General features: G+C 74.1%; 11 protein-coding genes. 4 read left to right on the top strand and 7 right to left on the bottom strand.

What is annotated here, in order from left to right; all coding sequences use genetic code 11:
* Positions 1-123: 123 nt before the first annotated feature.
* Together O2W17_RS17315 and O2W17_RS17310 are read left to right on the top strand one after the other, a co-directional pair.
* Entirely contained in the window at positions 124-1,098 is a 975-nt protein-coding gene (locus O2W17_RS17315; protein ID WP_269193687.1) for a 1-phosphofructokinase family hexose kinase, read from the top strand.
* A complete protein-coding gene (locus O2W17_RS17310) occupies positions 1,095-2,483 on the top strand; it encodes an FGGY-family carbohydrate kinase (protein ID WP_269193686.1) in 1,389 nt (462 codons plus the stop codon). Before O2W17_RS17315 ends, O2W17_RS17310 begins: the two co-directional genes overlap by 4 nt.
* 9 nt (positions 2,484-2,492) lie before the next feature.
* On the opposite strand, the gene ppsA is transcribed toward O2W17_RS17310, so the two are convergent.
* From ppsA to O2W17_RS17280, 6 genes are all read right to left on the bottom strand, one after another.
* Positions 2,493-4,913 carry a phosphoenolpyruvate synthase gene (gene ppsA / locus O2W17_RS17305; RefSeq protein ID WP_269193685.1) on the bottom strand — a complete coding sequence of 807 codons (2,421 nt, stop codon included), beginning with the start codon at positions 4,911-4,913 and terminating at the stop codon, positions 2,493-2,495.
* The gene (locus O2W17_RS17300) at positions 4,910-5,824 is read right to left on the bottom strand and encodes a pyruvate, water dikinase regulatory protein (protein ID WP_269193684.1); all 915 of its coding nucleotides are present in this window, start codon (positions 5,822-5,824) and stop codon (positions 4,910-4,912) included. Before O2W17_RS17300 ends, ppsA begins: the two co-directional genes overlap by 4 nt.
* Positions 5,825-6,053: 229 nt before the next feature.
* The gene (locus tag O2W17_RS17295) at positions 6,054-6,254 is read right to left on the bottom strand and encodes a dihydrofolate reductase family protein (protein WP_269193683.1); all 201 of its coding nucleotides are present in this window, start codon (positions 6,252-6,254) and stop codon (positions 6,054-6,056) included.
* Complete coding sequence (locus tag O2W17_RS17290) at positions 6,209-6,646, bottom strand: dihydrofolate reductase family protein (protein WP_269193682.1); 438 nt, start codon at positions 6,644-6,646, stop codon at positions 6,209-6,211. The genes O2W17_RS17295 and O2W17_RS17290 overlap by 46 nt, the downstream gene beginning before the upstream one ends.
* A 189-nt stretch (positions 6,647-6,835) precedes the next feature.
* Positions 6,836-9,190 carry a penicillin acylase family protein gene (locus tag O2W17_RS17285; protein ID WP_269193681.1) on the bottom strand — a complete coding sequence of 785 codons (2,355 nt, stop codon included), beginning with the start codon at positions 9,188-9,190 and terminating at the stop codon, positions 6,836-6,838.
* Between the two features lie 125 nt (positions 9,191-9,315).
* Entirely contained in the window at positions 9,316-10,542 is a 1,227-nt protein-coding gene (locus O2W17_RS17280; RefSeq protein WP_269193680.1) for an MFS transporter, read from the bottom strand.
* A gap of 339 nt (positions 10,543-10,881) precedes the next feature.
* Between O2W17_RS17280 and O2W17_RS22305 the strand changes: the two genes are divergently transcribed.
* On the top strand, positions 10,882-11,259 hold the full coding sequence (locus O2W17_RS22305; RefSeq protein WP_442864582.1) for a helix-turn-helix domain-containing protein: 378 nt from the start codon (positions 10,882-10,884) through the stop codon (positions 11,257-11,259).
* Here O2W17_RS22305 and O2W17_RS17270 read toward each other — a convergent pair.
* On the bottom strand, positions 11,226-11,834 hold the full coding sequence (locus tag O2W17_RS17270) for an Lrp/AsnC family transcriptional regulator (protein ID WP_269193679.1): 609 nt from the start codon (positions 11,832-11,834) through the stop codon (positions 11,226-11,228). The genes O2W17_RS22305 and O2W17_RS17270 overlap by 34 nt on opposite strands.
* A 108-nt stretch (positions 11,835-11,942) precedes the next feature.
* Here O2W17_RS17270 and ald point away from each other — a divergent pair, with 108 nt between their 5' ends.
* On the top strand, positions 11,943-13,058 hold the full coding sequence (gene ald / locus O2W17_RS17265; RefSeq protein WP_269193678.1) for an alanine dehydrogenase: 1,116 nt from the start codon (positions 11,943-11,945) through the stop codon (positions 13,056-13,058).
* The last annotated feature ends 395 nt before the right edge of the window (positions 13,059-13,453 follow it).

Genomic DNA, 13,453 nt, shown 5'->3' with positions numbered 1-13,453 from the left:
GTGCGGTACCGGGGAGCCGTCTCCCCGTCGATCAGCACCCTCGGCCCGGCGGCGAACGTAGCAGCCGCTCCACGACCGCTCAGCTGCGCACGCACTGGGCACCGACCCGTCCCAGGAGGACTCGTGCACGGACGTCCCACCGGCCCGACGGTCCACGTCGTCAGCCCGAACCCGGCGCAGGACCGGCTGCAGGTGGTCCCCCGGCTCCTGGTCGGCGAGGTCAACCGCGCCACGCAGGTGGTCAGCCGGCCCGGCGGCAAGGGCATGATCGTCGCCCGCGGCGTGGTGCGGCTGGGCGGCCGGGCGGCGCTGCACGGCTTCGTCGGCGGACCGGTGGGCGCGCAGATCTCGGCGGGCTGCCGCGACCTCGGCATCGCGGACCGGCACGTCCGGATCGACGGCGAGACCCGGGTCAGCACGGTGCTCGTGGACAGCGCCACGGGCGCCTCCACCGTCGTCAACGAGCCGGGCCCCGAGGTGCGTCCCGCGGAGGTGGACGCGCTGGTCGGCGGGCTGCTGGACGCGGTCCGGCCGGGTGATCTGGTGGTCTGCACCGGCAGCCTGCCGCGGGGTGCCCCGGCGGACCTGTACGCGCGGTGCGTCGCCGCGCTGCGCGGTCGCGGCGTCCTCTCCGTCGTCGACACCTCGGGGCCGGGGCTGGCCCTCGCCGTCCGGGCGGCCCCCGACGTGCTCAAGGTCAACGAGGAGGAGCTGCGGGCCGATGCCGGCCTCGCCGCGCCCGGCGAGGACCCGCCGGCGCTCCCCGCCCTGATGGGGCTGGTCCTGGACGCCGGGGTGGGCGCCGTCGTCGTCACCCGCGGTGCCGCGGGCCTGTCCTACCGCTCGACCACCGAGGGGTGGGAGGTGCGGAGCCCGTCGGTGCCCGTCGTCAACGCCACCGGCTCCGGCGACATGATGCTGGCGGGCTTCGTCACGTCGCTCGCCCGCGGGGACGACCGCGAGTCGGCGCTGCGCACCGGCGCGGCCGCGGGGGCGGCCAACGCGGCCCGGCTGGAGCCGGACCTCAGCGGGCCCGACGAGGTCGAGGAGCTGCGGGTGCACGCCGTCGCCACCGCCGTCCCGGGAGCACGCGGGTGAGCGCGACGTTCCTCGGGATCGACGTCGGCACGACCCGGACCAAGGCCGTGGTGCTCGCGCCGGACGGCGTCACCGTGCTCGCCACCGCCGCCGCCCCGACGCCCCAGGGAACCGCCGGCGACGTCGCGGTCCACTCCCCGGAGGTGGTCCGGGACGTGGCGGTCGGCGCGGCCCGGCGCGCTCTCGCCGACGCCGGTCCCGAGGCGCGCGCGGCGCTGGGCGGCATCGCCGTGACCTCGGTCGGCGAGGAGGCGGTGCTGCTGGACGCCGCGGCCCGGCCGGTCGGCGACGTGCCCACCTGGTTCTCCGGCGTCGGGCACGACGCCGCCCGCGAGCACGCCGCCGAGCTGGACCGGCGCGCTCCGGTCACCGGGCTGCGGCATCCCGAGTACACCGTGCACGCGCTCGCCTGGTGGGCGCGGACCCGCCCCGACCAGGCGCGGGCCGCGGTGACCCTGACCGACCTGGGCAGCTGGCTGCTGTCCTCCCTGGGCCCCGGCGACCTGGTGATGGACCACTCGCACGCGTCCCGCACCGGGCTGTTCGACGCTCCCACCCGCTCCTGGCGGCCCGACGGGCTGGACGTGGTCGGGATGGGCGGGCTGACCCTGCCCCGGCTGGTGCCCTCGGGGACCGTCGTCGGCGAGCTGGGCGCGCCGGCGGCGGAGCAGTTCGGCGTAGCCCCCGGCGTGCCGCTGGTCTCCGGCGGGCACGACCACTTCTGCGGTGCCCTGGCCGCGGGGGCCCGCTCGCCCGGTGACCTCTTCGTCTCGGCCGGGACCTCCGAGGCGCACCTGCTGGTGACCGATGCCCTCGATCCCGCGGCGACCGCGGGCAGCGAGGTCGGCTGCTTCGTCGCCGACGGGCTGTTCTACCTGCACGCCGCGCTGCCCTCCGGCGGGCTGTACCTGTCCTGGACGCGGCTGCTCGGCCTGGACCCCGCCACCCCGCTGGACCTGCTCCTCGGCGACGAGCCGGTCGGCAGCCGTGGCGTCCGGGGAAGCATCTCCGCCGAGCGCCGGCTGTCCCTGGCGGACGTGCCGCTCGACGTGACGCCGGCGACGCTGCTGCGCGCGCTCATGGAGACCACCGCCGTGGCGTCCCGGGACCTGACCCGCGAGCTGAGCCGGACCGCCGGCCGCTCCGTCGTCCGGCGGCTGCTCGCCGGCCGGCCGACGGAGTCACCGGCCTGGCGGGAGATCCGCACGGCGGTCGGCGAGGGCGAGGCCGCCTTCGTCGACGCCGACGAGGCCACGGCGCTGGGCGCCGCGCACCTGGCCGTGCGGGCGGTGACCGGGACCCTCCCCCCGCCGGTCCCGCGCCGCCGTCCCGACCCCGACCTGCCGGCGGCCCGCCGGGAGGAGTACCGCCGCGCGCTGGGCTGACCCCCGCCGTCAGGTCGCGGGCGCGGTCCTTGCCAGGTGCAGCCAGGTGTCGACGACGGTGTCCGGGTTCAGCGACATCGACTCGATCCCCTGCGCCACCAGCCACTCGGCCAGGTCGGGGTGGTCACTGGGCCCCTGACCGCAGATGCCCACGTACTTGCCCCGTTCCAGGCAGGCCTTGATGGCCATCTCCAGCACGGCCAGCACGGCGGGGTCCCGCTCGTCGAAGCCACCGGCGACCAGGCTGGAGTCGCGGTCGAGGCCGAGGACCAGCTGGGTCATGTCGTTGGAGCCGATGGAGAACCCGTCGACGTGGTCGAGGAAGGCGTGCGCCTGCAGCGCGTTGGAGGGCAGCTCGCACATCATCACCACGGAGAGGTCGTTCTCCCCGCGGCGCAGGCCGTGCTCGCCGAGCAGGCGGACCACGCCCTCGATCTCGGCCACGGTCCGGACGAACGGGATCATGATCTTGACGTTGGTCAGCCCCATCTCGTCGCGGACGTACCGCAGCGCCTCGCACTCCATGGCGAAGCAGTCGGCGAAGTCGGCCGACAGGTACCGGGACGCGCCGCGGTAGCCGAGCATCGGGTTCTCCTCGTGCGGCTCGTAGAGCTCCCCGCCCAGGAGGTTGGCGTACTCGTTGGACTTGAAGTCGCTCATCCGCACGATCACCGGCTCGGGCGCGAACGCCGCGGCGATCATCGAGACGCCCTCGGCGACCCGCTGCACGAAGAAGTCGCGCGCCGACGGGTAGGCGACGATCCGCTCCTCGATCTTCGCCTTCAGCGGGGCGTCCAGGGTGTCCAGCTCCAGCAGTGCGCGGGGGTGGATGCCGATCTGCCGGTTGATGATGAACTCCAGCCGGGCCAGCCCCACCCCGGCGTGCGGCAGCCGGGAGAACGCGAAGGCCTGCTCCGGCGTCCCGACGTTCATCATGATCTTGGTGGGGATCTCCGGCATGGCGCCCAGCTCGGTCTCCGCCACCTCGAAGCCGACCTCACCGGCGTAGACGAAGCCGGTGTCACCCTCCGCGCAGGAGACGGTGACCGGGGCGCCGTCGGACAGCACCCGGGTGGCGGTGCCGGTGCCCACGACGGCGGGGATGCCGAGCTCGCGGGCGATGATCGCTGCGTGGCAGGTGCGCCCGCCGCGGTTGGTCACGATCGCCGAGGCCCGCTTCATGATCGGTTCCCAGTCCGGGTCGGTCATGTCCGCGACCAGCACGTCGCCCGGGGTGAAGGAGTCCATCTCGTCGATGTCGCCGAGCACCCGGACGGCCCCCGCGCCGATCTTCTGCCCGATCGCCCGGCCCTCGACCACGACCTCGCCGGTGCCGGTGAGCCGGTAGCGCTCGGAGGTGTTCCCGGAGCGGGACTGCACCGTCTCCGGCCGGGCCTGCAGGATGAACAGCTTCCCGGTCAGCCCGTCCTTGCCCCACTCGATGTCCATCGGCCGGCCGTAGTGCTCCTCGATCCGCAGCGCCTGGCGGGCGAGCTCGAGCACCTCGTCGTCGGTGAGGGACAGCAGCCGGCGGTCGGCGGGGTCGACGTCGACGAACTCCGTCGTCCGGCCGACCTCGGCGTGCTCGGTGTAGACCATCTTGGTGGCCTTCTCCCCCACGCCGCGCTTGAGGATCGCCGGGCGCCCGGCCCGCAGCGCCGGCTTGTAGACGTAGAACTCGTCGGGGTTGACCGCACCCTGCACCACGCCCTCCCCCAGCCCGTAGGCGGAGGTGATGAAGACGGCGTCCCGGAACCCGGACTCGGTGTCCATGGTGAACATGACACCGGAGGCCCCGACGTCCGAGCGCACCATCCGCTGCACGCCCGCCGACAGCGAGACCGCCTCGTGGTCGAACCCGTGGTGCACCCGGTAGGCGATCGCCCGGTCGTTGTAGAGCGAGGCGTAGACCTCCCGGACGGCCTGCAGGACCGCGTCGATCCCGCGCACGTTGAGGAAGGTCTCCTGCTGCCCGGCGAAGGAGGCGTCCGGCAGGTCCTCGGCGGTGGCGCTGGAGCGGACCGCGAAGGAGGCCTCCGCGTCGTCCCCGGCCAGTTGGTCGTACGCCGCCCGGATGTCGGCCTCCAGGGCCGGCGGGAACGGCTGCTCGACGACCGCCCGGCGGATCTCCGTGCCCGCCGCGGACAGCGCCCGGACGTCGTCGGTGTCCAGCGTGCGCAGCCGCTCGGCGATCCGGGCCGCCAGCCCGGTGTCGCCGAGGAAGCGCTGGTAGGCCGCCGCCGTGGTGGCGAAGCCGTCGGGGACGCTCACCCCGGCGTCGGCGAGGTGGGAGATCATCTCGCCCAGCGAGGAGTTCTTCCCGCCGACCACCTCCAGGTCGCCCAGCCCCAGCTCGGCGAACCACCGGACGTTGTCGCCGTCGCCGGCCGTCCCCCCGGCCGGGGTCTCGGGTGCGGTGTCGGTGCTCATGAGCGGGTCGTCCTTCCTCGGGGGAGGTCGTGGCCGGACTGCGGTCGCGCGCCGGGGCGGCGCCGTTGCCGGGCCAGGGTCTGGATCACCACGGCGGCGATCTCCTCGACGGAGGCCGCCGAGGTGTCCACCGTGGGCAGGTGGTGCCTGTCGTACATCGCCGCCGCCCGGCGCAGCTCGAAGCGGCACTGCTCCTCCGAGGCGTACCGCGAGTCCGGGCGGCGCTCCTGGCGGACCCGGCTGAGCCGCGCCACCGTGGTGGTCAGCCCGAAGCAGCGGTCGCCCAGGTCGCGGACGGGGCGGGGCAGGTCGGTGGTCTCCAGGTCCTCGTCGACCAGCGGGTAGTTGGCCACGAACAGGCCGTGCTGCAGCGCCAGGTACATCGCGGTGGGCGTCTTGCCGCACCGGGACGGCGCCAGCAGCACCACGTCGGCCCGGTCCAGCCCCCGGGGGCTGAGGCCGTCGTCGTGCTCGATGGCGAACTCGATCGCCGCCATCCGGCTGTTGTAGCGGCGCACGTCGCCGAGCCCGTGCAGCCGCCGGGCCTCGCGCAGCCCGCGGGCGCCCAGCTGCTCCTCCACCCGGGCCATGTGGATGCCGAAGAAGTCGATGATCGGGGCCTTGGTCCTGAGCAGTTCCGCGCGCACCTCGTCGACGGCGGCGGTGGTGAAGACCAGCGGGGTGATCGGCCCCGCCATCACCTCGTCCAGCTGGGCGACGACCTCGCGGGCCTCCTCGACCGAGGAGATGAACGGGATCACGGTGCGCTCGAAGTGCACGTCCGGGAACTGGATGAGCAGCGCGTTGCCCATCGTCTCCGCACTGATCCCGGTGCTGTCGGACAGGAAGAACACCGGGACGACGGCCGCGTCACCGCCGTCCGGCTCGCCGGCCGCGGCCCGCTCGGTCACCGGGCGCCCCCGGACGAGCCACCGGCGTCCGGCGCGTGGCGGTCGCCCGGTCGGTCAGCCGTCATGTCAGCACCTCCGGTCTTCCGCGTCGTTGCGGAGAAGAGCGAGCTCCGTGGTCGAGTGTCTACCGTGCGCGGCCTCCCGGGTCCTGCCCGGGCCCCGATTCACCCCGCCAGGCCGCACCCGCCGGCGGGTGCGGGCGTGCCGGCCGCGACGGCCACCGGGGTGCTCACGCGTCGCCGGGCTCGCCCTCCCGCGCGGTCCGGTAGGTGAGCCGGGCGAGGCAGTCGCCGCCCGTCCCCACCTCGAGCAGGCGCACGGCCGTGCGGTCGACCGCGGGCCCGAACAGGCGCTCCCCGGAGCCCGGCACGACGGGGAAGACCATCAGCCGCAGTTCGTCGACCAGGTCGTGCTCCGGCAGCGTGCGCACCAGGGGGCGGCTCGCGTAGACGACGACGTCCCGGCAACTGCCCGCCTGAGACCGGACACCGCATCCACCACGCCGCCGGTCAGCACCGTGGTGTTGGTCCACCCGGGGTCCCGGAGCGTGGTGGAGACGACGTACTTCGGCAGGCCGTTCAACCGGTCCGCCCACGCCCCCGTCCGCGTCGGCCAGCGCGCGGCGAACCACGTGTAGCTGCCCCGCACCAGCAGCAGGGCGGCCGCGTCGCGCGCCTCCTCGTGCTCGACCTCCGCCCACGCCCGGCGGTCCGCGTCGCCGATCCGGCCGAACCAGCCGCCCTGGGCGAAGCCCTCCTCACCGGTCGGGTCCTGCACGACTCCGTCGATGGAGACGTTCTCGCTGACGACGATCCCGCCCATCCCCGACCACCTCCGCCGCTGTTCCGGCCCACCGGACGGGTAGACCGCGGTTCGCCGCCGAACTGGGCGCTCCCGGCCGGGCCGGGACGGCGCTCGCGCACGGCACGCGCCGGGAACGCCTCGAGCGTGGCGACGAGTCCGCGACCGGCCGCGGGTCGGTCCTCCGGCGGCCGCGCTACCGGTCCGGCCTCACGCGGTGGGGGCCGGTCCCGCCGTCGGGACGAGCACGATCCGCTGAGCGAGGTGCTCCATCACCCGCTCCCGGGTGTACAGCAGCGGGAACGCCCCGTCCGCCGCCCACCGGCCCAGCAGATCCTGGTAGTGCCGGCTCGTCGGCACCCCGGACTGGCCGGGCGAGTTCATCGCGACGCTGGAGTCCCAGCCGCCCACGTCGACGACCAGCCGGAAGCTCGCGCCGACCGTCTGGGTGAAGTCCCGGGAGTACGTGCAGCAGCCCACCGTGTCCCCGCTGCCCCCGCGGGGCACGGTCTCCAGAGCGGTCCACGAGGCGTGCTCGGGTCCGAGGAGGTCGGCCTGCGGATGGCGCAGCCGGGCTCGGTGCACCGTGCCCCACTGCCACCCCGCCGGGTCCTCCCCCAGCAGCTGCCGCACCTCCGCCCACGCCGACGCCAGCGAGCGCTCCAGCACGCCGGCGAGCACCCGGTCCGGGTCGGGCCCGAGGCGGTCGCCGGGACGGAGCAGCAGGCCGAGATCGACCCGGGAGTCCGCCGAGGTGTCCTCGACCGGCGAGATCCGCGCCAGTGCCTCCGCTCGCCGGTCCTCGGGCAGCAGGCGCGCCAACGCGGCACCGAGCAGGCCTGGGCGCAGGTGCCGGCGGTACCAGATCTCGAACAGCGCGGCCGCCGCGGAGTCCGGCGCCTCGTCCCCGTCCCAGCCGAGGAGCAGGTCCAGCCCGCGCTGCGCCGCCTCGTCCGCGGCGGACGGCAGCAGCCGCTCCAGGACGGCGACGATGCGCCGCGCCGGCACGCTGACGTAGTCGGTCTGCAGGTCCACGCAGTCCTGCACCGACCAGTTCCCCCGGGAACCGAGCTCCTCGGCGATGCGCTCGTGGCGCACGCCGGCGTACCAATCGTAGGTGACCGTCCGCTCGTCGTTCGGGTAGTCGTCGGGCAGGTTCATCTCGTTGGCGGTGGCGAACCAGCCCTCCGGCGGGTCCTGCACCGAGGGGAGCTGGTCGCCGTCGTAGAAGCCGTCCCACTCGTACCTGCCGTCGCCGGGCACCGGCAGCGTGCCGTCCCAGTTCGGCCGGACCGGGACGAGCCCGGCGGGTTGCCAGCCGATCGTCCCGTCCGGGGCGGCGTAGACCTGGTTCTCACCGGGTGCGCCCCACCGGTTCATCGCCGTGACGAACGCGTCGGGGTCGGGCGCGCCCATGTAGTCCATGCTGCCCAGGTAGGGCGCCATGCCCGGCTGCAGCCAGGCGGCACGGACGGCGAAGGCGGAGTGCCGGTCCGGGTCCTCGAGGACGACCGGCCCGTGCCGGGTGAACACCAGCTCGACCGTGCGCTCCTCGTCCGGGCCCGTCCGCACCGTCTCGTGCACCACGCGCATGCGGGACCAGCCGCCGTCGTACCAGTACTGGCGCGGATCGTCCGGGTTGGTCCGGTAGACGTAGAGGTCCTCCTGGTCGATCGCGAAGATCGTGAGCCCGAAGGCGATCCGGCCGTTGTGACCGATCGAGATGCCCGGCAGGGCAGGTTCTCCCCCGCCGATGACGTCGAGGCCGGGGGCCGACAGGTGGGCCAGGTAGCGCAGCGAGGGCAGGGTCACCGTGCGGTGCGGGTCGTTGGCCAGGATGGGCCGCCCCGTCGCCGTCCACGACGCCGCCAGCACCCAGTTGTTGCTGCCCTCGGGGTCGTACCGCGGGCCCGGGTCGGCGACCTGCGACAGCACCGGCGGCGTGGTGGCCAGCCGGTAGACGCGCAGCACGTCGTCGGGGATCAGCGACAGGTCGAGCCCGTCCGGGACCACCAGGGGCGCGCCCGGCTCGCGCACCCGGCGCAGGTCCTCCACCTCGGGGCCGAAGTCGCGCAGCGTGCGGGCACGCGCCACCTCCTGCTCCAGATTGTAGAACAACCCGTGGCTGCGGATCCGCGCCACGTCGGCCGGCTCCCACAGCGCCGGCAGGTAGCCCAGCTCGACGAACTCGGGCGGCAGGTGGGACGGGTCCTCCCGGGTGAGGCGCACGAACGCGTTGATGCCGGCGACGAAGGCGCTGACCACCCGCTTGGTGTCCGAGCCGTACGAGAGCCACTCCGCCCGCATGTCGCCGCGGTAGAGGAACAGCCGGGCGGCGCGGTCCCGCTCCAGGTGCTCCTCGCCGAAGACCTCGGCGAGCTGCCCGAGGCCCCGGCGCCGCCACAGGTCGATCTGGAAGAGGCGGTCCCGGGCGGCGTTGAAGCCCTGCGCCAGGAAGACGTCGTCGCGCGAGCCGGCGTACAGGTGCGGCACGCCCCACTCGTCGACCAGGATCTCGACCCGGTCGCCCAGGCCCGGTACCGCGTACTCCGCACTGTCGGGCACGTCCCCCGCCTCCCCCACGCTCAGTCGGCCCACACGTCGTGGATAGCGCTCGACGGGGCGAACCGCACGCCGTCGTGCCCGCCGTGCGGGTGCCCGTTCGACTCCGACCACCCGCCGGCAATCGGCTACTGGCTCGGCTCCACCGGGGAAGCCGTCCGGACGGTGAGCACCACGACGGTGGCCGCCGTCCCGATCGCCAGGGCTGCCACGATCACCGGCAGGTACCCCTCCGTGGCGCCGATCACCGCGCCCGCGGCCGGTGGTCCGATCGCCGACCCCAGGGCCGCGGACGTGTAGAGGATGCCCAGCAGCCCACCGAGTCCCCGCACCCCGAACAGGTCGGCGACCAGCGGCGGGCCGAGCGCGACGAACCCGCCGTACCCGATCCCGAGGAGCGCGGCGAACACCACGAGCCGTGGATAGCCGGGCGACCCGAGCCAGAGCAGGAAGCTGCCGGCCATCAGCGCGAAGCAGGCCTGGTAGGTGCGGAGCACCCCGGTGCGGGCGGCGGCGGCGCCGAGGGCCAGCCGCCCGACGATGCTGGCCGCGCCGATGACCCCCACCAGCGTCGCCGCCGCCACGTCACCCGCGCCCCGGCTCACGGCGTACGCCGGCAGGTGCACGAACGGGATGTACAGCACGACCGAGAGCAGCAGCCCGCTCGCGTAGAGGCGGAGGTACATCGGGGTGCGCAGGCGAGGGAGCAGCGGCGCCGCGTCGCCCTCCGTGGCCGTGGGGGCCGCGCGGACGAGCAGGGCGCACGCCACGAGCGCGACCGTGCTGACGGCCGCGAGGACGAGGTAGGCCTCGCGCCAGCCGTAGCGGGCGATGAGGTCGGCGGCCAGCGGGGCGACGAGCAGCGTGCCGAGGCCGATGCCGGACACCGCGATCCCGACCGCGAGGGTGCGCCGCCGGGCGAACCAGCCACCCACCACCGCCACCAGCGGCACGTAGCTGCAGGCCACCCCGAGCCCGACGCCGAGCCCGTGCCCGAGGTAGGCCTGCCACAACGCCGTGGCGCGGGAGGTGAGCACGAGACCGAGCCCCATCGCCAGGGCCCCGACGAGCACCACCCGCCGAGGGCCGAAGCGGTCGACCGCCGGGCCGGAGAACGCGCCGAGGCCGAAGAAGGCCATCGTGGTCAGGGAGAAGACCCCGGCGGTGGCCCCGGGCCCGGAGCCGAGCGCCTCGCTCATCGGGAGCAGGAACGCACCGAAGCTGTAGGCCACCCCGAAGCTGGTGAACATCGCGACGAAGGCCGCGGCCACGACCGCCCAGGCCCGCCGACCGTCCAGCAGGTCGGGTGCGCTCGGTGCGGACGGCGGGCGGGGAGCTGGCTGTCCGAGGGGCACCGGGACATCGTTCACGACGGCAGCGGATCGCTCGACCACCAGCCGGCGTCCGTGTGCCGGCAGGCCGCTGGGTGGGTGCACGCCGCCGTCGGCCGCGCACCGGCCGGACCCGTCAGCCGGCCACGCCACGGCACCCACCACGCGGGGGCCGCGACCACTCATCCCGAACTCTGCGGCGGGCGCACGGTCAACATCTGACGAACCGGACCGGTTCGTCTCGTCCTCCGTTCCCGCTGCGGACACGACCGCAGGCCCTACTGTCGGTAGCAGAACAGGTGCGCAACGTCGCCGACGACGAGCCGGCTTCGCGACCGAGAAACGACCACCGAGGAGATCGACGTGTCCCTTCCCCAGCGCTCCCCCGCTGCCGCCTCCCCCCGCCCGGCCGCCTACGGCCAGCGCCCCTCCAGCCGCCTTCCCGCTCCTGGCCCCGCGCCGGCGGTCCGGCAGCCCTCGGGCATGCGCCCCATGGGCACCCGCCCCGCGCCGGGACACCCGATGGCGTCCGCTCCGGGAATGCAGCGGCCGGCTCCCCGGCCGACCGTCTCCTTCCTGACCGTGACCGAGGTCGCGGCGATCATGCGGGTCTCCAAGATGACCGTGTACCGCCTCGTGCACGGCGGCGAACTGAGCGCCGTCCGTGTCGGCCGGTCCTTCCGGGTTCCCGAGCCGGCCGTCCGCGCCTACCTGTCCGGCGCCCGCACCGACGTCGCCTGACGGCCACGGTCCCGCGGCGGCTCCGGGGCCGGTACGTGCAGTGCTGCGCCGTCCTGGCGACCGCTCGGCGCTAGGCGCTCGCTCGCGCCCCGGACGTGGTCGAAGACCAGGCTCGTCTCGGTGGAGGCGAACTCCCGCGATGCGCTGAGGTGCCGGGTCACGAACTCGCGCAACGCGTCCGGGGAGGCAGCGGCCACCTGGATCAGGAAGTCGTCCCCACCGGAGAGGAAGTACACGTTCAGCACGCCCGGCAGCGCGGCCAGCCGCGGAGCCACGGCGCCGATGTCCGCCCGGGCGCTCGCCGACATCCGGACGGCGATCATGGCCTGGAGGGGCAGACCGAGCGCCTCCGGGGCCAGGTCGGCGTGGAAGCCGCGGATCACCCCGGCGGACACCAGGCGCTTCACCCGCAGAGAGCAGGTCGACGGAGCGACACCGACCCGCGCCGCGAGGGTGTTGTTCGGCAGCCGGGCGTCCTCGACCAGCGCGTCGAGGATCTGGCGGTCCACCTCGTCGAGCAGGACCTCCCCGGTCGACGACAGAGGGTTCGGCCGAGCCGCGCTCCAGACGGTCACCGTCGCAGGATATTCGATCGTCGCGCGGATTCTCACCGATCGTGCGATCTTGCGACCCGTGATCCGCTGCGGCGAACACGCTTCTCGCACCCGACCGGAGGAGGAGCTGTGCGCATCGGCGTGCCGAAGGAGATCAAGGACCACGAGTACCGCGTCGCCATCACACCCGTCGGCGTGCGGGAGCTGACCAGTCAGGGCCACCAGGTGGCCGTCGAGACCGGGGCCGGCCTCGGCTCGTCGATCACCGACGACCAGTACACCGCCGCCGGTGCCACGATCGTCGCCCGCGCCGAGGACGTGTGGGCGGGGGCGGAGATGGTGCTCAAGGTCAAGGAGCCCGTCGCATCGGAGTACCCGCTGCTGCGCGAGGACCTGGTGCTCTTCACCTACCTGCACCTCGCTGCCGACCGGCCGCTCACCGACGCCCTCCTCGACCACCGGGTCACCGGCATCGCCTACGAGACGGTGCAGCTGCCCTCGGGCGGGCTACCGCTGCTGTACCCGATGTCGGAGGTCGCCGGCTGCCTCGCACCGCAGGTCGGCGCCCTCTCGCTGCACAAGGCCCAGGGCGGCCGCGGTGTGCTGATGGGCGGCGTCGGCGGTGTGGCCAACGCCAAGGTCGTCATCCTCGGAGCCGGCGTCTCCGGGCAGAACGCGGCCAACATCGCGCTCGGCATGGGCGCCGACGTGACCCTGCTCGACACCGACCTGGACAAGCTGCGCATGTCGTTCTGGCGCTACGACAACCGCGTCCACGGACTGGCCTCCTCCCGGCTCGCCATCGAGGAGCAGGTCACCCAGGCGGACATGGTCATCGGCGCGGTGCTCGTCCCCGGGGCGTCGGCCCCCACCCTGGTCAGCAACGAGCTCGTCGCCGCGATGAAGCCCGGCTCGGTTCTCGTCGACATCGCCATCGACCAGGGCGGCTGCTTCGAGGACTCGCACGCCACGACGCACTCCGACCCCACCTACCAGGTGCACGGCTCGACGTTCTACTGCGTGGCCAACATGCCCGGCGCGGTGCCGACCACGTCGACCTACGCCCTCACCAACGCGACGCTCCCCTACACCGTGGCGCTGGCGAACAAGGGCTGGACGAGGGCGCTGTCCGAGGACCCGGCACTGGCCAAGGGCCTCAACACCCACGCCGGCGTCCTGACGAACGCACCCGTGGCCGACGCGCACCGGCTGACCGCGTCCTCCCTCGACGAGATCCTCGCCTGACGCGGGCAACCAACTCGACGAGCTGCACGGCCCGCGGCCGCTCGGACGTGCTGTCTTCCACTGACTCAGAACCCGTTCGGCCACGTCGTTCACGATGTCGTCCCCTGCTGCCTTCGTCGAGCGTGTCCATCGGAGCTCTCGTCGACCGTTCCGGCCGACGCCGGTCTCACCTCCCATGACCGCCCTCCTCCCCGTCCGCCCTTCCCAGGACGAACTCCTCGGGTGGGGAGAGGACCCGTTCGCCTGCACGGTGACGTGATGAGGCCCCGGTAGTACGTCCGGGTGGTGATGGAGCGGAAGGAGTGAGTCTTCGTGACGGCGGTGCTGCCGCCGGCGGGGATGTGTCGTGACCCGAGCTCGAAGGTCGAGGACCTGCATGTCGTTCCCGGCCTCCT

It is taken from the genome of Blastococcus sp. VKM Ac-2987 (genome assembly GCF_026967805.1).
In the GTDB taxonomy this organism is placed as follows: Bacteria; Actinomycetota; Actinomycetes; order Mycobacteriales; family Geodermatophilaceae; genus Blastococcus.
The sequence above is the reverse complement of the archived record's forward strand: the minus strand, read 5'-3'. Positions and strand labels throughout refer to the sequence as shown.